Consider the following 20,535-nt stretch of genomic DNA (forward strand, 5'->3'; position numbering starts at 1 on the left):
GCGATTTTTCATGGATTTGGGCAACTAAATCGAGAAAGAGCTCCTGAAACACTTCTGTTGGAATTTGATTCAATCGGCGTCCCAGTTGAGAAAAGCTAATCGATTTTAAATTCGTTGCTTTTTGAAGATCGTCAGAAAACAAGGTCTCACTAACTGCACGCAGACTCTCGGTTTCATTGAGCTGCGCGAATACGAATAATTTCAAGAATGAAGCGATGTGTAGCTTCTTTGTATAGTAATTTAATTGATAGGCTTCCACCAATTCCTCAATCTTTTTAGAGGAAATCGGTGAAAACCATTGTTCAAATGATGTTTTTCGTGTAAACTTATCCATGCTTATGTCCTTTATTTTGGATTTNAAATTTTATTTTCCATATACATTTGATGGGAAATTAACAAAAATATAGAAAAAGCCCCTCGTCCAAAAACGAGGGGCTTAATACACTTAATTAGTCATGTAATTTAAGTGATTTGTTTGAAGCTGCGTGTAATTCTTTGAATAATTCTGGGTTGTCGATTAGTTTTTGACCGTATGAAGGAATCATTTCTTTGATTTTTGGTTCCCATTCTGGCATTTGTTCTGGGAAACATTTGCTCATAACGTCAAGCATAACTTTAACAGCTGTAGAAGCACCTGGAGATGCACCTAGTAATGCTGCAACTGAACCGCCTGCGCCAGTGATTACTTCTGTACCGAATTGAAGCGTACCTTTACCGCCTTTTTCAGTATCTTTAATTACTTGTACACGTTGACCTGCAACTACGATTTCCCATTCAGAATCTTTTGCTTCTGGAACGAATTTACGTAATTCATCTACGCGTTGTTCTTTGTTTAACATAACTTGTTGTACTAAATATTTAGTTAAGCCCATTTCTTTCGCGCCACAAGCAAGTAAAGTTAAGATATTATTTGGTTTAACTGAGTTAATTAAATCCATGTTAGAACCTGTTTTTAAGAACTTAGGTGAGAATCCACCGAAAGGTCCGAATAGCAACGATTTTTTACCGTCGATGTAACGAGTATCTAAGTGAGGTACTGACATTGGAGGAGCACCTACTTCAGCTGTGCTGTAAACTTTACCATGATGTTGATCGATAACTTCTTGGTTGTTACATACTAACCAAAGACCACTTACTGGGAAACCACCAACATGTTTGCTTTCAGGAATACCTGTTTTTTGTAATAGGTGTAAGCTACCGCCACCAGCGCCTAAGAATACGAATTTAGATGTTACATATTCTAGTTTACCATCTGCAGTTTTTACTTTAACTTCCCAAAGACCATCAGCATTTTGCTTAACGTCTTGAACTGTAGCGTTATAAGTTGCTTCAACGCCTGGTTGTTTTTCGAAGCTATCCATTAAAATACGAGTTAATGAACCGAAGTTTACGTCAGTACCTGATTCGATGCGAGTTGCAGCGATTGGGCTTTGGCTAGTACGGCCATTCATAATTAATGGGAACCATTCTTTTAATGTTTCTGGGTCTTCAGAGAACTCCATACCTTCAAATAGGTGGTTGTCTTTAAGAGCAGCGAAACGTTTTTTCAAGAATTCAACTTTATCAGCGCCTTGTACCATACTGATGTGTGGGATTGGCATGATGAATTCTGTTGGGTCAGCAATACGACCTTGATCTACTAAATAAGACCAGAATTGACGAGAAAGTTGGAATTGTTCGTTTACATTGATTGCTTTTGTTGTATCAATTACACCGTCTTTTTCAGGAGTGTAGTTAAGTTCACATAAAGCTGAGTGACCTGTACCCGCGTTGTTCCATTCGTTTGAGCTTTCAAGACCTGGTTTGTCTAACTTTTCAAATACTTTGATTTTCCAATCAGGTGCTAATTCTTTAAGAAGAGTACCTAATGTCGCACTCATGATACCAGCACCAACTAAGATAACGTCTGTTGTAGTTTGTTTGTTACTCATGTTTACCTTCCTTATACCATAAGATTTGCAGAAAGGATGTTGGCGAGCTATCCATGTTACCGCAACAAGCTAGCCAAAGCGCGACTCAGTCACACACCATTTCTGTATCAATAATTTACCTTACTACAGTGTATCATAATTATTTATTGATTAAAATAAATTGTACGATACCCGGTTTATACACTATTTAACCTAGCAAAAAGTGAGAAATTCGTGCATTTTTTGTACTTTCTAAAAACAGTTAATCATTTAATACGTACGATTTCTACCTATTAAATGACCAAATCCCCTAATCTATTACGTAAAGAGATGACAATCTATCCAACACTTTATTTAACTAGAACGTTAAAATTAAAGCGCTTTCTATCTATTATAGCTTAAGTCGATGCTGAAGTGGCACAAAAAGCTTAGTGTTTGCTTACCGTACATATAAAAACAGCGAACTGCTAAAAAGTCCGCTGTTTTTTATGCTTCGATGCGCTCTAAGAAATATTTTAAAATACGCGCCGTAAGACCCCAAATAACATAATCATTGTATTCAAAAAACCATTCATCAATCGCGCGAGCACGCCATTCGTAGTCTTCGCCCTTCATGATTTTATCAAAGGGGAACCCCTCGCTTGGCGTTGGTTTCATCATCACATGGTGAAGCTCTGGGTCACATTCAAGTAGCCAATTAAGTGGCACGATGAAAACTTCTGCGACCTCATCCCGATTGAATGTATTCACTTCACGTATATCCACCTTCGCAACAAATGGATAAATGACAAAGGTCGGCGAAATAATGAGTGGGCTAAGCTCTGATAATACGTCTACCGATGATGGCGGTACACTTAATTCCTCATATAATTCACGCAGTGCCGCCTCTTCTGGATTGGCATCTGTCGGGTCGATTTTACCACCTGGAAAGCTAATATCCCCCGGTTGCTTACGCATAGTGAGTGAGCGTACCTCAAACAATACATGCAGCTCGTCATTCACTTCAACGAGTGGCACGACAACGGCTGAGCGAAAGGCTGAGTCTTCCCCAATAAATGCCGGCTGAGTCTGTTGAAGCTGGGTTTTAATCGTCGTCAAATTCATATATGTCCCTCTTCTCGATATCATAATTATTCTTATCATAACATCAAGATATTAGACAATGTTACTTTTTAAGCATGGCTTCGATTTCTGTATAGCCTTTTTCCTTCGCATAATCGAGTGCCGTTTTGTCGTTATTATCACGTAGCTCGGTATTGGCATCATGTTTTAACAGCTCTGCGACAATATCTTGGTAAAGCGGGGAGCCATCTGTCAGCGCTACTGCTTCAATGAGTGCTGTATAGCCAAAGTTATTTTGATGGTTAATATCGGCACGTCCATCCTCAAGTAATTGCTTCACATTCTCAAGATGCCCCTTCTCAGCAGCAGGGATAAGTGCATTGCCACCATAGCGATTGACAACCGTTTGATCTGGCTCACGATGCGCTAGCATATACGCCAAAATCTCGGTCTTGCCCTGTGCGCCTGCGTATAAATACGGGCTATCCTGAATGGCATCTTGCTTATTAATATCTGCGCCGGCATCGATGAGTGCCTTCGCGATGGCGACATTATTTTGATGCGTCGCAATAAGGAGCGGTGTTTCTCCCTTATCATTTTGGATATCAACCTCGGTAGATTGCGCTAAGAGCTCATGTACTTGCTGTTCATTTTGCTGGTCTACTGCTTCAATAAGTGACATTGTGTTGTCTCCCTTCTGTTGTTGGCACGCGACTAAAAAACATACGGCAATAAGGACTATCCATTTTTTCATATGTATCTATACCCACTTTTGTATATTAAAAAAAGAGCCCCCGAAGTGGACTCCAAAATGATTATTTATTTAAATCTTGATATTGAGTTTGGTACGTACCGCCATCTGATACTTGTGAGTGGTAAAGTGCTTTTACCGCAAGATGACGTTCTAATCCCATATCTTTCATCAATGATTTTAATTCTTTTTGTAATTCAGGGTGTTTCTTTACTAATTGATTCATCTGATGTGCATCGTATTTCATGTTCTATACCTCCTTGGTTGAACCATTCTAGCGTACACCTATTTGAGTAATTCATCAATCCACTGCTGCACTTTTAAGCCTTCTTCAAAGGTCACCACAAAGCCGTCATTTGCGACTGCTTCTAGTAACTGCTTTTCGGCACCAAGCTCAAGCTGTACTTCAGGCGCATCTGCCTCACTTACCAATACATCGCCCCAGTTACGTAATGTCAGCATTTTTTTCGTACCAAAGATTTTATAATCAATGCGCTCAATTTGCGCTGCACCCGACATGCCATTGATGACAACTGGAATCCCCGCATCCGTTTTCGCAAGAGCTGCAACACTTGTCTCACAACGTGTGCTGTCCTTTGGATAGGTCGTATCATGCGCAATGATGTTGATGCCACCGAATAAGTGGTTTGTCAGCTGTAGATAATGCGTGAAAATCTCACGAATAAAGCCACCCTGCTCACGCGTCGCAATCCATGGATTTTGCTGCCAAGGACGTGGCCAGTGCGGGAAATGCGTATGAAGCTCAATACGCGTAACTTCACCAAGCTCCTGTGCCTCTAAAATATCACGTATCTTTTGAACAGCAGCGCCGTACATAAGCGGAAAATTCATCGCAGATTTTACGCCTGCTGCCTGAACTGCCGCAACCATTTTTTCACCGTCTGATGCATCATGTGCAAGCGGCTTTTCTGATAAAATATGCAAACCACGCGCAGCGATTTTCTCCGCGAGCGGTGCATGGCTTACTGGCGGTGTGCCGATATAAACCCAGTCCGGTGTGAGATCGAGTAGTGCTTCAAGTGACGCTGCTATTGGTAAATTATATGTTGCCGCAAGTTTCTCCATACGCGCTGTATTTTCATCAAAAATCCCGACGATGTCATATGTACCAAGCTTCAGCGCCTGATTAATAATGCGCTCCCCTACGACGCCGGTACCGATTAGTGCAAGTGTAGTCATGAAATTCTCCTCTCTTTGTTACTAGGATTATAACGGAAATTCGAAAGCACGCCTATTATTCTATATAATGGAGGTCACTAGATTGAAAAAGGAGCATGGATAATGATTCAAACAGCGCAATTAACAGAGATGCCCCTAGCAGGGATGTATGAGGAAAAAGTTTATGAGGGTCCGCACGAAAATGATACATGGACATGGGTAAAATTTGAGGATGAATTTTATAATGATACCTATGGTCAGTTCAGAGGAAAACCAGTTGCGACAGCTCTATCGCCGAATAACGATTACTGCTATGTGCTAACAGATATCCTGCTCTACGAAATCAATCGTCAAAATCCTGACAGCTATGCTATCTGTGACTATTACTCCTTTGGTGGGACAATGCGTGATATTACACTGACACCTGAAGGTATATTACTCATTGCAAGTTACTATCAAATTTACACACTAGAAAAGCCCTTATGTGACATAGAAGGCGATGTATATAACGTAGTACAATCCATTTCTAGCACGCTTAATGGCGAGGTAGATTACATCCAATTTAAATATTGGGACAAGCATCTTCTTCATATTGAAGCAGTTAACTTTTATTCAATTGAAAAAAAGGTTTTCCTTACGTATGATGCTGAAACGAAAATGCTAGCCTATGTACTGATGCCGAAACGGGAAGATAATCTATGACTACGAAACAATACCTTCGTTCACGTATAAAGTGGATTTTACTGTACTGGCTGTCGATTGCTGCTGGCGTATGGCTGATTAAATTATTTATCACAGCGCCCATTCATTATTTGGTACCGTCCATTACGGTTATGTTCTCTACGCTGCTGATTGAATGGATGAAATATAAGGGTTGGGTGAAGGAAAATAAGCTAGGTAAAGGTCAGCAATATCGTTGAATTGAAAAACCCTCCCTGTTGGTGAAAGGGGAGGGTTTTTGTTTAGTGCTTATTTATGATAAAGCTCACTGGAAATAATGTAAATACGATTATTTCTTATACTTGATAGATACTTTTTATTTGTGAAATACAATCATCTAAAGTTAGTCTAGTTCTAATTGTATTGTTTGATTCATCTAAAGTAGAAAGGAATAAGTTCCAAATCTTTATAAACTCTTCCCTTTCATTAGTATTATCAAGGCCAAATTCTCTTCTTCTAACTACAGCCCATCTATCACTAATTTCTTTAAAAAGCTCATCATTATAATTAGTAACAAGAGTTAGACATAAAGCCGAGATTTCTTGAAAATTATGATAATCTAATTTGATACTCACTTTATCTTCTACTTTTGTTAATGATAAAGCTGTCGCATTTTTCCCAGCTAAATTCCCATCAGAATGTACAACAGCATGTCTAAAGTGGCAAATTTTATCAAATTCATTTAACACCGAATCTAATAAGCTATTTTTTTGAACCTGAAAACCAATAAACTTTGAGGATATACTTTTTATTTCAGAACCACTAGCAAAAGAAGTATTTTCTGAAATACCATGAATTAAATTATTAGCTCCATGCCAAAGTACCGAACCTAGATTAATATTTTGTGAAGCTGATGCTTTTTGAGCTACAGGGCAAATTAATATACATCTAGAAATAATATTTCTAAAATAATTTTCAGTTAGTGATATTAAACTTAAAAGCATACTTGTTGCTATTTCGTTATACTCATTAAAAAAATTTGGATTTGCTAATTGAATAATACTTTTAAATCGAGCCTTGAATTCATCAATAGGTGATATATCACTATAATTTCCAAGTTCAATGAAATTATTTAAATCCGGTAGATTGTAGTTTGGCAGAACTTCGTTTACACATTCAGGAATTCTATTTTTACTCATACAATGAACTCCTCTGCATAAGAAAATATTCTTTCAGCCCATACTTCACCAATTTGCTTAACTCTTCTTAATTCCTTATTATCAGTATCCATTAATATATCTTTGATAGTTCTAATAGTAGATTGCTCTTTTATTGATTTAACACGTTGTTTTGTTAATGGTAGTTTATCAATATCGTTTGTTACCAGAGATTCAAATACAGAAACACTTTTTAATATTGCCCCACAGTTGTAACAGAATCGAGCATCTTCATCTTGTCTAGCTGTTTTACATTGTTGGCATGGAGGTAATGCTAATGGAAATAGAATTTTAGCATCTTTATCTTTTAAGAGACTTGAAGAAGATATTTTTTTGAAAAATTTGGAGTTTCTACTTTTAAGTGATGTTTGTAAATCATTTATTGATATAGATTTTTTACCCAAGAATACATTATTTTCAATCAATACACCATAGTGAATTAAATATAATTCATATACTCCTTCAAGAGGACCTTTACTTCTTTCTCCAATAGGCATTACTAATCCTGAATATTGATAAAAACTGATAACTTTCTTAAGTTCTACTGGTGTATCTTTAGAAATTGCAATTGTTGTAGTTTGTTCTTCTAACTCTTTTTCTTTGTTATATTCCTTTAATGAGTTAACTATATCCTTAAATATTTCTTCACCATTTATAATAAATTTATTATATGTTGGTAACTGATACTGTAATGAATTATAAATGCCTATAGTTTGTTTAACATTCTTTTTTATTATATTTGACATAGTCCTTTTTTGTAGACTATAAACAATTTCCTCGTTGTCATCTTTTTTATACAATTCTCTAACCATATTTAAAAAAGATCTCGGCATACCAAATGATGCAAAAGCGATTATTTCTAATATATTTTGTTTTTTGAACAAACTATTATATATATTTGATGGTAAACGTTTCTCTAAAAGTTTGAACATAAATTGTAAATATCCTTGCGTATTAACATCTAACCAAACATTTATTTCTTCAGCATCATGTCCAACATGAAAGTTTGCTGAATAGTTTGTAACACCTGGATAAACAGCTGCCTTAGGTGAAATTTTCTTTCCTTTTACTTTTCTAAAAAATTCGAAGAAGTCTCTTTGCTGTTCTGGAGAGAACGCGTGTGCAGCATCATCTAAAAGCAATACACAATGTTGCTTTCCAAAAATATTAAGTATCTTACTAATTTCATCTTCCAACATATCAATTGTTAAAATATCTTTTTCAGATGAGAGTTCTGAAAAACGATATTCTATATCATTAAGATGTAAATTAACTTGTTCTTTTGAAAAAATTAATTTATCCTCAAAGATTTGAACTTGATTAATTTGTTCCCCTAATGAATATAATCCTTGATATAACTTATATAAAATCCATTGATTAAACCAAAAACTCGAATTAACATTTGCTTTATACATTGGCTCTACTTTTAAAGCTGATTTGAAATTCACATAAATAGGTAATGAGTCTTTAGAGTTCTCACAATCTATATTAGATAGTAATTTATAATATGTTTTAAGCATCAAAGTTGTTTTACCACAGCCACGTGGTCCCACTAGTAATTTTGCTCCTCCAGAGGAAAGTTTCTTCAAAATTCGCTTCTCATCTGGATGAGCTATACTCCACTTTAAAAATTCATTTTCATCAATATATTCTGCTTGTTCAATAAATATATTTGCTTCTTCTTCGTCAAAAAATTCAAAGAAATCTGATGTTACCATACTAGCTTATCCCTCCCTAATGCTTATAGAATCATTATATACCAAATAATGTAATTATATACAGTATAATTAATCTTAAAAATAAGAATTTAAAATCTACACCTACTTATGATAAGGCTCATTTTTCATAATTCTAAAACTACGGTACACCTGCTCAACTAACACAAGCTTCATTAACTGATGAGGCAGCGTCATTTTACCGAATGATAACAGGTCATTTGCGCGGCCTAGAACATCATCATGTAGTCCGAGTGAGCCGCCGATGACGAAGACGATTTTACTATGGCCGTATGTCATGCAGTTTTCGATGTCTTTTGAGAGCTGCTCAGATGAGCGCATTTTGCCGTTGATTACGAGTGCAAAAACGTAGGCATCTTGTGGAATCTTTGCTAGGATGCGCTCGCCTTCTTTTTTCTTCACAATCTCCATCTCGGCATCGCTTAATTGTTCGGGTGCTTTTTCGTCTGGCACCTCAACTAAATCGATTTTTGTGTAGCCATTTAGACGCTTCACATACTCTTCAATGCCCATCTTTAAATATTTCTCTTTTAATTTCCCAACCGAAATAATGGTCACGCTCAATGCGAGTTCCTCCTTAAATTTACAAAGCAATTATCTGAGTTATCCACAGAATTCTGAAAGTTATCCACAGGCTACACTAGATATTGTAGGGGCTCATTTGTTCGCCACAATATATGTTGCTTTCGCGTCACAATACGCACATTTTTGCGTTTCTTCGTCGTTTTCTTCGAGTTTATCCATAATTGGAAAATCTTTCTCATTCGCTACAAACATGTCAAGCGCGTGGCCTACGTGGTCCTCACAGCTATATGTTTTCATTTAATTACGTCCTTTCACGTCTATCCGTTGTTATGTCCATTTTAACAAACAAAAAGTGGATAGAAAAGCATTGTGCGACTTTTCTATCCACTGAGTTATCCACATCTTGTGGATTACTTACTTTCGCTCAATGAGCCAGTGAGTGTTAATGTTTTATTAATTATTTCCCCGTTACGATATGCCTTCACTTTCATTTCATCGCCGACTTTTTTATCGTTGTATAAAATTTTACGAAGACCGATCGCATCGTCTATTTTTTGACCATCAATTTCGACGATGACATCGTATTTTTCAAGACCCGCTTTTGCGGCAGCTGTGCCACTTTGAACACCCGAAATAACGACACCTTTTGTAATATCTGATGGTAATTTTAATTGTCCTTGTTGGTAGTAAGAAGGGACATCTGTTAGATCTGCTAATGTGATCCCCATCGATGGACGTTCCACTTTACCATTTTTCTCAAGCTCATTGATAATTGGTACGGCTGTATCACTTGGAATCGCAAAGCCGATACCTTCTACAGATTCTTGTGTATTTGAGATTTTCATTGAGTTAATACCGATGACTTGGCCTGCCATATTAATTAGCGCGCCGCCTGAGTTCCCTGGGTTAATGGCCGCGTCTGTTTGAAGAACATCGGCATTCCAGTCTGCTGTGCCGTCAGAATTTAAATCAACCGGTACAGAACGGTTTAAGCCTGAGATAACACCTGTTGTCACAGAGCCGTAGTAATCAAGGCCAAGTGGGTTCCCAATCGCGATAACCGATTCACCTTTTTTCAGTTTTGATGAGTCACCAAATGTTGCGACAGCTTTTACATCCTTACTTGGAATCGAAATAACAGCTAAGTCTGTCCAAATATCAGTACCGACTAATTCAGCCTTGACCTTTGTGCCATCTGCTAATTTTACTTCTAATTCATCTGCATCTTCGACAACGTGATTATTTGTAACAACATATGCTTTATCGCCATCTTTTTTATAGATAACGCCTGAGCCTGTGCCCGCTTCTTCTGTAATGGATGATTCGTTATTATCCTGTGTTGTACCACCTTGTTGGCTACCACCGAATGGTGATAAACCCCATAGGTCCTGCTGTGTTTTTTGCATATTTACAACGCCAACAACCGCGCTATCAACCTTTTCGACAACCTTCGTTGTATCCGTTGAAACGTCCGTTGAAAGTTGAACGGGCTCTGTTGTTTGAACTTGTGTTTCTGAATTGCTCGCTACATTATTTGTCGTATTCATCACATTTGGAATGATCAGCCACACAAGTAATGCGCCGATGAGTACACCAATAAGCCCTGTAAAGAAATAGCCTGCCTTACTGCCTCCTTTACTGCGTCTTGGCGCTTGATTTGGATCTTGGTCGTAATACCCCATAATTGTTACCTCCTACGTATTTTGTTGTTAGTTATAGTTTAATAGCCGAACATGAAAATTAGATTAAAATCACTTAAAAATTTGTTCAAAATTAATGTGCCCGCTTTCCATTAAAAAAAAACCTCCATCTCTGGAGGTTTTTTGTCTAAACAAGCACAAGTGGTGTCGGCTTCTCAGCGTCTGTATCATGTAAGTGCAGAAATTCACCAGCACGAATACCACATGATTCAAGCGTTTGAGAGACGCTCATACGTGCGAGCTCTTTCATATTATTATCTTTACTTAAATGGGCTAAGTAAATTTGTGTTTCTTTTTCAGCAACGACTTCACTCATCGCAACCGCTGCATCCTCATTACTCACATGGCCAACATCGCTTAAAATACGACGTTTGATTTTCCACGGGTATGGCCCCATCTGCAGCATGCTCACGTCATGGTTGCTTTCAAACACATACGCATCAGCTGTTGAAATGAACCCTTTCATACGGTCGCTCACATAGCCCGTATCCGTCATTACAACGAGTTTACGGCCATCTTCTTGGAATGTGTAGAACATCGGCTCTGCCGCATCGTGAGACACCGCAAACGACTGGATATCGAGTCCACCGAATGTTTTCACTTCGTCGGTCTTCCATTCAAAGCGTTGGTCAAGGGGGATATTCCCAATCGATGAGTTCATCGCTTCCCATGTTTTAGCATTCGCGAATACAGGGATGTTATGCTTACGTGCAAGCACGCCAACTCCTTTAATATGATCTGAATGCTCATGCGTCACAAGAATGCCGCTTAGCTGTTTTGCCTCACGGTCGATTTGTGCAAGTAGCGCTTCCATCTTTTTACCGGTTAAACCCGCATCGACGATAAACGCGTGCTGACCATTCTCAACATAAATGGAGTTTCCTGTACTCCCACTTGCTAAAACACTAAAATTCATCGCTAAAACCCCTTAATTTGATTCAATTGATTCCTTGTTTTCCTGCATATCGATCACTTGTCCATCGACTGCATTGGCGTTCACGAAGAAATCGGCTTCTCTTATTGTATCATCTTTCTCTTTTAGTTCCACATGGATGCGCCAAGTTGGCGACAATACACGCGTTTCTGTTAGTGGCACAAGCGTTGAGTAGCCAAGCTCTGCAGATTTTACATGTGCATACTCTGGTAAATAGCCTTTTTCAAATAAAGTTTTCACAGCCTGATTCGCACCGATTAGTGTATTTTTCTCACCGAATGTTTTTAAATTTTGAAAGGCCGTTTGTTCATAACCGGTAATCGCATTGTCTTCATTCCATGTAACTTTAATATACGCACTTTCATTATAGAAAATCGTATGGTTTTGAATTGTTTGGAAGAAGATAGCAATCCGTTTTTCATTATCAATTGAAAATAGCTTATACTCCTCACCTAGTGGCACATAGCTCGCAACAAATGCACTTAATGACTGCTCATTAAATTCCTTTACTGGATAAGGTGTAATCAGCGCGCTTCGAAGAATTAACCCCGATGTGCTAATAACAAACTTTTGATTCTCTTTATAAGATGCTAAATCCGCTTCTTCAAACGGTCTTGTTTTACCGGAAATATACGAGATTTTTTTGACATCTGTTGGAAGTTGGTCAATTGTAATATGCGATGCTTTTAGCTCATCATCTACATTGATTTGGCCAAGTGTTTCGAGTTTTTTTGCCTCATTGTAGCTGTTGACATACATCGAATAAAGAAAGACATTTAAAATCGAAAAGACGATAATAAAAATCGTTTTCGTCTTATTCCAATCCATATTGGTCACCTCCAACAGTCGCTTGTTCTGGCGCGACCGTAATCCAGTCCTCTTTTACTTTATAAAACCATGTTGGCTCAAGCGTAAAGACGACGGCACCATTATCGCGTTCTTTAAACGACATACTGTACCCAAGGCGTAAATCTTCAATCTGATTTCTTTTTACAACCTGTTCTGTCACAAGCATACGATACACTTGACGCGCTGTTTTGAGCATCGTTAAGTTATTGCTTTCATCATCTGGAATCGTTTCAAGCTGATAATAAGGACGTGCATAACGCGCGACTGTGCCATTATTAATTTTCACTTCGATTTCCGTTGATGTCGTTTGCGTCGCTGGCTCTACCGGTAAATCAGACATAAAGAGCTGATACAGTACCTTCTGCTCGCCGTAATTGACGCTTTCATAGCGATAGTCATTCGTGAAGCCACCATGCTCATTGACGAAGCTCATCGTATGATCAATTAAATGTGATTTTGAAATTCGTTCATCGCTTTCAGCAGACATATTCGCAAAGTTCAATGTGTACTGGTTATTGTAAATCGTCATAACAGAGCGGTCATCAGAGTATTTATCAATATTCGTCATGGAGTCCTGACTCGTTTTTACGATTTTAGGATTCGTGAACAAGGCATTTTTAAATTGATCGACCTTCGCACTAACATTACGCGCAAAGTATTGCTGCTTCGCAAATTTTGGCTTATCAGCAAGCACATACATGATACGGTCACTAGATGTTTCAATGACGGTATATTCATCATATTTCTTCGTCATTTTTAACTGTTTCGCAATGAATGCTTCTGATTTTTTAAGATGCAGCTTCGCGCTATAGAGTTCATGTGTTTCTGGTGATGCAAAATAAACGTCTAGCTCATTATCATTAATGCTTTCATTATTTGGTTTCTTTAATGAAATTATCATTTGTGAAAACTCAATGCCTGACACTTTTTTATTCACAGTCGGTAAAATACTTTGGAAAATCGACATCGGTACTTCATCTGAAAACATAAGAGATACCGTATCATTCGCCTTCATTAGCTCATACATTTTTTCGTGTGATAGCTTTTCACTAATCATCGATAAATCCGATAGCTGTGAGTTTTTAAGCACATCGTATAATGCATCGATATCACTTGTCTTCACCGTACCTGAAAATTCATCGTCGTGCTGGGCAATGAGTTTATATGGTTTCACGACTTGTGAGATGGTTTTCTTTTTATCAATTACCACATTTTGTGGGACTGTTTTTTCGATTGTTTGGTAATTTGGGCTGTATGACCAAATTGAAAACGTTAACGTAATACTTAGTAGCACAAGGATGATTAACACAAATGTTTTGATTGGCTCAATATATTTCATCAATCCCATTCATCCTCCTCATCTACAAGACCATATGGCAGTGTAAAGAAGATGGATGTCCCTTTTCCTTCGATACTTTCCGCCCAAATCTTCCCGTTATGGGCAATGATCATTTCGCGTGAAATGGCCAGGCCAAGACCTGTACCACCCATCGAACGAGCACGCGCACGGTCAACACGGTAGAAACGGTCAAAGATGCGGTCCACTTGCTCTTTTGGAATCCCCATTCCTGTATCTTTGATTTCGACAAGGAGTTCGCCGTCATTTGCTGTTACCGTAAAGCGAATGCTCCCACCATCTGGTGAATATTTTTGCGCATTCGAAATAATATTGTCGATTACTTGCGTCACCTTATCCGTATCAATCTCCACATATAATGGCGTCACCGGAAGCTCACGAATAAACGTAATTTCCTTTGATTTCGCCATTTCAAAGCGGTCGATAATCCGATTAAAGAATTTCACAAAATCCACAAAATCAGTATTCAGCTCATATTCGCGGCTATCCATACGTGACAGCTGCAGTAAATCCGTCACAAGACGAATCATACGCTCTGTCTCCGTCTGTGCCACACTAAGGAATTGCTTCCCAAGCTCTGGCTCATTGATTGCACCGTCAGATAATGCCTCTAAGTAACTACGCATCGTCGTTAGCGGCGTACGCAGCTCATGCGATACATTCGATACGAAATCGCGGCGCTCCATTTCGATTTTTTCTTGCTCTGTAATATCATGCAGCACCGTAATCAGACCGTTAACAAAGCCTGTTTCCTTTTGAATAACTGAAAATGTTGCACGCCAAATATACGGCTGTTCTAATGTGCTAAAGTTGAGGTTAATCGATTCTTGCATATGAATTAAATCCTCAAATGTATATTCCTCATCTAGCCCAAGCACTGCTGTAAGTGAACGACCCATTAACTCGTTTTGCTCACTCTTTAATAGCTTTTGCGCTGGGGCATTAATCAACATAATTTTCCCTTTACGGTCAGTCGCAATCACACCATCTGTCATATTCGTTAATACAGATGCGAGCTTACGCTTTTCCCCTTCCGTCGTCGATTGTGCCTCTTGCAGTCGGTTCGTTAAATGGTTAAACGCTACCGCAAGCTGACCAATCTCGTCATCACCATACACTTTTACTTTACGCGAATAGTTTCCCTTCGCCATTGCCTGTGCTTGGCGACGCATGTCTGAAATTGGCTTCGTAATCGTTTTTGAAATGAAGATTCCGAGCACCATCGTAATTAATAGTGCGAGTGCAGTACCACCAGCAAGAATTTTGTTAATTGTATTCATCTGGTCAAATACCGATTCGATATTTGCCTTCACATATAACGCGCCAATGACCTTGCCACCGGACTGAATCGGCTTCGCCACAACCCAAATACGCTTAGAGGAATCATCGAGTGCGATGTTTTCCATTTGTGTCGCAGAATTGAGCGCTGACTGGACAATAGCCTCACTTGAGCGCTGGCCTATGCTCTTTTGGTTATTCTCATCACTTGTCGCTAAAATACGCGAATGTGTACTGATAATTTGTACTTCTGTAATATCACCCGATGATAGCCCATTAATAATCGATGATAGATTGTCTTCAAGCTGGGTACCATCTTCATTTTGCGTTTTATTCATCTCTTCCTTGATGCTAAACTCTACAATTTTCAGGCGCTCTAAAATTGATGTTTCAAAATTCGTCTTCAGCGTAGCTTCTAGTTTATTGGCAAAGTAGAGACCCATAATTTGCATCGCAATGATGATTAAAAGCATATAAATCAGTACAATTTTCATTTGTACTGATTTATAGAATCTCACTTTTTGCATTGGCTCCTACTCCTGTTCAGGGTTTCTTAAATAGTAACCGACACCACGACGTGTCACGATCCATGCAGGATGACTTGGGTTGTCCTCGATTTTTTCACGTAGACGACGAATCGTTACGTCGACTGTACGGACATCACCGAAGTAATCATAGCCCCACACAGTTTGTAGTAAATGCTCACGTGTCATCACTTGACCGATATGACGCGCTAAGTAATGCAGTAATTCAAATTCACGGTGTGTTAATTCAATTGTTTGGTCGCGTTTTAGCACTAAGTAGGCATCTGGTTGAATGGTTAATGAACCAACAACAATGTCATTGTTTTCTTCAACTTCTTCCTCTGGCTGCGCCACGGCTTGGTGACGACGCATATTGGCTTTTACACGCGCGATTAATTCACGTGTACTAAATGGTTTTGTGACATAGTCATCTGCACCTAATTCAAGGCCTAATACTTTATCGATTTCTGAATCCTTCGCTGTTAGCATAATGATTGGAATATCGTATTTTTTACGTACTTCACGACATACTTCCATCCCATCGCGCTTTGGTAGCATAATATCTAACAGCATTAAATCCGGTTGAACTTCCTCTACCTTCTCGAGTGCTTCCTCACCATCATATGCACAAACTACTTTGTAGCCCTCTTTAATTAAGTTAAACTGCAGAATATCTGCAATCGGTTTTTCATCATCTACAACTAAAATTGTTTTTTCCAAACTGTTTCTTCCTTTCGAAATATAATCTATATCAATATATTTTTGACGTTATTTACTAGGAATATCTAAAGATTCCCATTCCCTTATTTTAACGTATCATAAAAGAACTAGCTAGTTTACTGATTTTACACACTTGTAACGAACTTGAAAAATAACCTTCCAATTAAAGACAAACATGACAATTTTATAATAAAATAAAGACAGGTAGTTATTAAAGATGAGGAGGTACTTATGGACAATCCGCTTAAGCATGCGCAGCCTCTCTCGAAACCCGTACCAAAGTCTCGAGTCTTCATGCGCATTATCATGGTCATTATCGGTGCCATTATTATGGCACTTGGCCTCGAACAATTTCTCGTACCGAATAAAATTTTAGATGGTGGTATTGTCGGCATTTCAATCATTGCCTCACATCTTTTTGGCATTCCATTAGGCGTCTTTATTTTTATTTTGAATATTCCTTTTTTCTTTATTGGCTACAAGCAAATCGGTAAAACATTCGCATTATCGACAGCACTCGGTATTACGGTGCTATCGTTTGCGACAATCATGCTGCACCCTGTTGCCGCCTTTACAGATGACCTGCTGCTTAGCACCGTCTTTGGTGGCGTCATTCTCGGTACAGGTGTCGGTATCGTCATTCGCTACGGTGGCTCACTCGACGGTACAGAGATTATGGCGATTTTATTCAACCGAAAGTTGCCTTTTTCTGTTGGAGAAATCATTATGTTCTTTAATATTCTCATTTTCATCGTCGCCGGCTTTGTTTTTAATTGGGAGCAAACGATGTATTCAATGCTCGCTTATTTTATCGCCTATAAGACGATTGATATTGTCATTGAAGGGCTTGAAGAGTCTAAGGCGATTTACATTATTAGCGACGAATACGAGGAAATCGGCTCTGCTATTATGAATCGTCTAGGACGTGGTGTAACGTTTTTAAATGGTGCTGGTGGCTATACGGGAGACCCGAAAAATGTCATCTTCACCGTTGTCACACGTCTTGAGGAATCAAAGCTCATCTCGATTGTTGAAGAGAAGGATCCGACTGCCTTCCTTGCAATTGGCAATATCGCCGAAGTGCGCGGCGGTCGCTTTAAAAAGAAAAACATTCACTAAAATGCAAGAGGCCAGGAATTACTCCTGACCTCTTTTTTGATGAAATAAAAAGACACCCGCCTTTGCCGAGCGGATGCCTTTTCTGCAATTATTTTGTACGTTATTGAAACGCTTCACTATCTAAAAGATAGGGAGCAATAGTACCGTATTTCATTTCTTACTTCTATTATCGATGATAGAGGAAAATTTAAACAATTGCAATGCTTAAATGGATTAGTTATCCCAAACGTCTACTAATACATTTGTTTGGTCACGGTCTGGACCTACAGAGAAAGTCGCAATGCTAATACCAGTTAATTCGCTTACACGTTTCACATAGTTTTGTGCGTTTTCTGGAAGGTCTTCTAGACGGCGTACGCCTGTGATATCCTCTTCCCAACCAGGAAGTTCTTCGTAGATTGGTTTACAATCTTCGATGATGTGGTTGTTTGCAGGATATTCAGTGATGCGTTCACCATTGTAATCATATGCTACACAGATTTTAACTGTATCTAAACCTGTTAATACGTCAATTGAGTTAAGTGCTAAGTCTGTAATACCAGATACACGACGAGAGTGACGTACGACTACTGAGTCAAACCAACCTACACGACGTGGACGGCCTGTAGTTGTACCGTATTCACGGCCTACTTCACGGATTTGGTGACCTACTTCGTCAAATAATTCAGTAGGGAATGGACCATCACCTACACGAGAAGTGTACGCTTTTGAAACGCCGATTACGCGTGTTACAGCAGAAGGTCCGATACCAGTACCAGTTGTAACACCACCCGCTACAGGGTTAGAAGATGTTACGTATGGGTACGTACCATGGTCAACGTCTAATAATACGCCTTGAGCGCCTTCAAATAATACTTTGCCTTCTGAATCGATTACGTCGTTTAATACTTTAGAAGTATCTGTTACGTATTTCGCGATTTGTTGGCCATATTCGTAGAACTGTTCGAACATATCGTCAAAGTTTAAAGGTTCTACTTCATAGAATTTCGTGAATAGACGGTTTTTCATTTCTAGGTTAGAGCGAAGTTTTTGTTCAAATACTTCTTTATCTAAAAGATCAGCTACACGGATACCCATACGTTGTACTTTGTCTGTGTAACATGGTCCGATACCTTTACAAGTCGTACCAATTTTAGCGTCGCCGCGTGATTCTTCATCCACTTTATCTTGGTACACGTGGTAAGGAAGAATTACGTGAGCACGGTTAGAGATACGTAAGTTAGAAGTATCGATACCGCGGTCTTGAAGACCAGTCAATTCTTTAACTAAAGATTGTGGGTTGATAACCATACCGTTACCCATTACTGACGTTTTGTCGCTATAGAAAATACCTGATGGAATCAAGTGTAATTTATACGTTTCGCCTTCGAATTGAATTGTGTGTCCTGCGTTGTCGCCACCTGAGTAACGGGCAATCGCGTCTGCTTGTTTAGATAGGAAATCAGTAATTTTACCTTTACCTTCGTCTCCCCATTGTGTTCCTACTACTACAACTGATGTCATTTAATCAGCACCTCCGTCAGGCAAATTATGTATGCCCTGATTCAAACAGACTTATTGTATCAACCAAATCGATAATAGTCAACCGAAAATGCGAAAAAACACGAACGTGATGCCAAGGTCAGACATCATTGTTCGTGTTTTGAGAAAATTAATAGCTTGACGGTGGCATTTGTTGAGACCAATCCACACTGACAAACTTATTGTATTCTTTTTTAAATGCCAGTTTTACCGTATCGGTTGGACCGTTACGTTGTTTTGCTACGATAATTTCAATTGTGTTAGCATCTTCAGTTTCTTTATCATAGTAGTCTTCACGATATAGGAAGGCTACGATATCAGCATCTTGCTCGATCGAACCTGATTCACGTAAATCACTCATCATCGGGCGCTTGTCTTGACGTTGCTCAACACCACGAGATAACTGAGATAGCGCGATTACAGGAACTTCTAATTCACGGGCAAGCCCTTTTAATGAACGTGAAATATCCGATACTTCTTGTTGACGGTTTTGACCGGCTTTTCCGGGTCCTTGAATCAATTGAAGATAATCAATCAAAATCATGCCAAGGCCATGCTCTTGTTTCAGACGACGACATTTTGCTCGTATATCATTTATACGAATGCCAGCCGCATCATCAATGTAAATGCCCGCACGCGATAGTGCACCCATCGCAAGCGTCAATTTACCCCAGTCTTCTGTCGTTAGTGCACCCGTACGCAGCACCTGTGCATCAATATTTCCTTCTGCACAAAGCATACGCATAACAAGTTGTTCTGCACCCATCTCTAGTGAGAAGATGGCGACATTTTCATCGGTTTTTGTACCAACCGCCTGTGCTACATTTAGCGCAAACGCCGTTTTACCTACCGATGGACGTGCCGCAACGATAATTAAATCGCCACGCTGAAATCCTGCCGTTAACTTATCTAAATCTCGGAAGCCTGTTGGAATCCCTGTGATATCTCCTTGGCGGTTTTGAAGTTGCTCCACATGGTCATACGTTTCTACAAGAACACCCTTGATGTGCTTGAAGTCAGACGAGTTTTTACGGCTCGCCACTTCCATGATTTGCTTCTCCGCTTCGCCTAAAAGCTCAGTGACTTCATCCTCACGCGTATAGCCATCTTCAACGATTTTTGTAGCGGTACGAATTAAGCGACGTAGTACCGATTTTTCCGCAACAATGCTTGCGTAAAACGCGACGTTTGCTGCAGTTGGTACCGCACTCGCAATTTCCGTAATGTACATGATACCACCGACATCATCCAGCATATTTTTGTTCGATAGCTCTTCTGCTACCGTCACTGTATCAATCGCTGTACGTTGGTCGTTCAATGTGAGCATCGTTTCAAAGATGAGCTTATGTGCAGCATTATAGAAATCCTCTGGCACCAATACCTCCGATGCAGTCACAAGTGCTTGTGGCTCTAAGAAAATAGCACCGATAACAGATTGCTCCGCCTCCTCATTGTGAGGCATGACGCGGTCCATTTCGTTCATACGCGTCTCC

Annotated in this window: 21 protein-coding genes; 3 read left to right on the forward strand and 18 right to left on the reverse strand. The window is 39.1% G+C overall.

All coding sequences use genetic code 11. From position 1 onward, the window contains the following. From ACFSY7_RS02510 to ACFSY7_RS02535, 6 genes are all read right to left on the reverse strand, one after another. Positions 1 to 334 (reverse strand): DUF4372 domain-containing protein (locus ACFSY7_RS02510; protein WP_380146702.1); only part of this gene is annotated, 334 nt, incomplete at its 3' end. Positions 335 to 449: 115 nt separating this feature from the next. Further along, complete coding sequence (gene mqo, locus ACFSY7_RS02515) at positions 450 to 1,946, reverse strand: malate dehydrogenase (quinone) (protein WP_126992042.1); 1,497 nt, start codon at positions 1,944 to 1,946, stop codon at positions 450 to 452. Positions 1,947 to 2,396: 450 nt separating this feature from the next. Next, positions 2,397 to 3,014: an NUDIX hydrolase gene (locus ACFSY7_RS02520; RefSeq protein ID WP_380146703.1), complete on the reverse strand. Its 618-nt coding sequence runs from the start codon at positions 3,012 to 3,014 to the stop codon at positions 2,397 to 2,399. Positions 3,015 to 3,075: 61 nt separating this feature from the next. Then, positions 3,076 to 3,726 carry an ankyrin repeat domain-containing protein gene (locus tag ACFSY7_RS02525; RefSeq protein ID WP_380146704.1) on the reverse strand — a complete coding sequence of 217 codons (651 nt, stop codon included), beginning with the start codon at positions 3,724 to 3,726 and terminating at the stop codon, positions 3,076 to 3,078. Positions 3,727 to 3,787: 61 nt separating this feature from the next. Then, complete coding sequence (locus tag ACFSY7_RS02530; RefSeq protein WP_126992046.1) at positions 3,788 to 3,970, reverse strand: hypothetical protein; 183 nt, start codon at positions 3,968 to 3,970, stop codon at positions 3,788 to 3,790. A 38-nt stretch (positions 3,971 to 4,008) separates the two neighbouring features. After that, positions 4,009 to 4,923 (reverse strand): Gfo/Idh/MocA family protein, encoded by a 915-nt coding sequence (locus ACFSY7_RS02535; RefSeq protein WP_380146705.1) that lies wholly within the window; start codon positions 4,921 to 4,923, stop codon positions 4,009 to 4,011. Between the two features lie 102 nt (positions 4,924 to 5,025). Here ACFSY7_RS02535 and ACFSY7_RS02540 point away from each other — a divergent pair, with 102 nt between their 5' ends. After that, positions 5,026 to 5,604 (forward strand): hypothetical protein, encoded by a 579-nt coding sequence (locus tag ACFSY7_RS02540; protein ID WP_380146706.1) that lies wholly within the window; start codon positions 5,026 to 5,028, stop codon positions 5,602 to 5,604. Beyond that, complete coding sequence (locus ACFSY7_RS02545) at positions 5,601 to 5,822, forward strand: hypothetical protein (RefSeq protein ID WP_380146707.1); 222 nt, start codon at positions 5,601 to 5,603, stop codon at positions 5,820 to 5,822. Before ACFSY7_RS02540 ends, ACFSY7_RS02545 begins: the two co-directional genes overlap by 4 nt. 96 nt (positions 5,823 to 5,918) lie before the next feature. On the opposite strand, the gene ACFSY7_RS02550 is transcribed toward ACFSY7_RS02545, so the two are convergent. From ACFSY7_RS02550 to yycF, 10 genes are all read right to left on the reverse strand, one after another. Then, positions 5,919 to 6,761: a hypothetical protein gene (locus ACFSY7_RS02550; RefSeq protein WP_380146708.1), complete on the reverse strand. Its 843-nt coding sequence runs from the start codon at positions 6,759 to 6,761 to the stop codon at positions 5,919 to 5,921. Further along, positions 6,758 to 8,497, reverse strand: coding sequence for an ORC-CDC6 family AAA ATPase (locus tag ACFSY7_RS02555; RefSeq protein ID WP_380146709.1), 1,740 nt, complete (start codon positions 8,495 to 8,497; stop codon positions 6,758 to 6,760). The genes ACFSY7_RS02550 and ACFSY7_RS02555 overlap by 4 nt, the downstream gene beginning before the upstream one ends. Before the next feature lie 102 nt (positions 8,498 to 8,599). Next, the gene (gene rlmH, locus ACFSY7_RS02560) at positions 8,600 to 9,079 is read right to left on the reverse strand and encodes a 23S rRNA (pseudouridine(1915)-N(3))-methyltransferase RlmH (protein ID WP_380146710.1); all 480 of its coding nucleotides are present in this window, start codon (positions 9,077 to 9,079) and stop codon (positions 8,600 to 8,602) included. A 93-nt stretch (positions 9,080 to 9,172) separates the two neighbouring features. Further along, positions 9,173 to 9,337: a CxxH/CxxC protein gene (locus ACFSY7_RS02565; protein ID WP_126989954.1), complete on the reverse strand. Its 165-nt coding sequence runs from the start codon at positions 9,335 to 9,337 to the stop codon at positions 9,173 to 9,175. Positions 9,338 to 9,450: 113 nt separating this feature from the next. Then, positions 9,451 to 10,722: a S1C family serine protease gene (locus ACFSY7_RS02570; protein ID WP_380146711.1), complete on the reverse strand. Its 1,272-nt coding sequence runs from the start codon at positions 10,720 to 10,722 to the stop codon at positions 9,451 to 9,453. A 145-nt stretch (positions 10,723 to 10,867) separates the two neighbouring features. Next, on the reverse strand, positions 10,868 to 11,656 hold the full coding sequence (locus tag ACFSY7_RS02575) for an MBL fold metallo-hydrolase (RefSeq protein ID WP_380146712.1): 789 nt from the start codon (positions 11,654 to 11,656) through the stop codon (positions 10,868 to 10,870). A 12-nt stretch (positions 11,657 to 11,668) separates the two neighbouring features. Beyond that, positions 11,669 to 12,502 carry a two-component system regulatory protein YycI gene (locus ACFSY7_RS02580; protein ID WP_380146713.1) on the reverse strand — a complete coding sequence of 278 codons (834 nt, stop codon included), beginning with the start codon at positions 12,500 to 12,502 and terminating at the stop codon, positions 11,669 to 11,671. Next, the gene (locus ACFSY7_RS02585) at positions 12,489 to 13,862 is read right to left on the reverse strand and encodes a YycH family regulatory protein (RefSeq protein ID WP_380146723.1); all 1,374 of its coding nucleotides are present in this window, start codon (positions 13,860 to 13,862) and stop codon (positions 12,489 to 12,491) included. Before ACFSY7_RS02585 ends, ACFSY7_RS02580 begins: the two co-directional genes overlap by 14 nt. Next, on the reverse strand, positions 13,862 to 15,685 hold the full coding sequence (walK, locus tag ACFSY7_RS02590) for a cell wall metabolism sensor histidine kinase WalK (protein WP_380146714.1): 1,824 nt from the start codon (positions 15,683 to 15,685) through the stop codon (positions 13,862 to 13,864). Before walK ends, ACFSY7_RS02585 begins: the two co-directional genes overlap by 1 nt. A gap of 6 nt (positions 15,686 to 15,691) precedes the next feature. Beyond that, positions 15,692 to 16,402 (reverse strand): response regulator YycF, encoded by a 711-nt coding sequence (gene yycF, locus ACFSY7_RS02595; RefSeq protein WP_126989948.1) that lies wholly within the window; start codon positions 16,400 to 16,402, stop codon positions 15,692 to 15,694. 294 nt (positions 16,403 to 16,696) lie between these two features. Here yycF and ACFSY7_RS02600 point away from each other — a divergent pair, with 294 nt between their 5' ends. Further along, complete coding sequence (locus ACFSY7_RS02600; RefSeq protein ID WP_370323590.1) at positions 16,697 to 17,521, forward strand: YitT family protein; 825 nt, start codon at positions 16,697 to 16,699, stop codon at positions 17,519 to 17,521. A 213-nt stretch (positions 17,522 to 17,734) separates the two neighbouring features. Here the strand turns inward: ACFSY7_RS02600 and ACFSY7_RS02605 are convergent, their stop codons facing one another. Both ACFSY7_RS02605 and dnaB read right to left on the reverse strand, forming a co-directional pair. Continuing rightward, positions 17,735 to 19,024, reverse strand: a complete 1,290-nt coding sequence (locus ACFSY7_RS02605) for an adenylosuccinate synthase (protein WP_126989946.1) — start codon at positions 19,022 to 19,024, stop codon at positions 17,735 to 17,737. 148 nt (positions 19,025 to 19,172) lie between these two features. Beyond that, positions 19,173 to 20,525: a replicative DNA helicase gene (dnaB, locus tag ACFSY7_RS02610; protein ID WP_126989945.1), complete on the reverse strand. Its 1,353-nt coding sequence runs from the start codon at positions 20,523 to 20,525 to the stop codon at positions 19,173 to 19,175. Positions 20,526 to 20,535 lie beyond the last annotated feature (10 nt).

Source organism: Kurthia populi (assembly GCF_042686175.1).
Classification (GTDB): domain Bacteria; phylum Bacillota; class Bacilli; order Bacillales_A; family Planococcaceae; genus Kurthia; species Kurthia populi.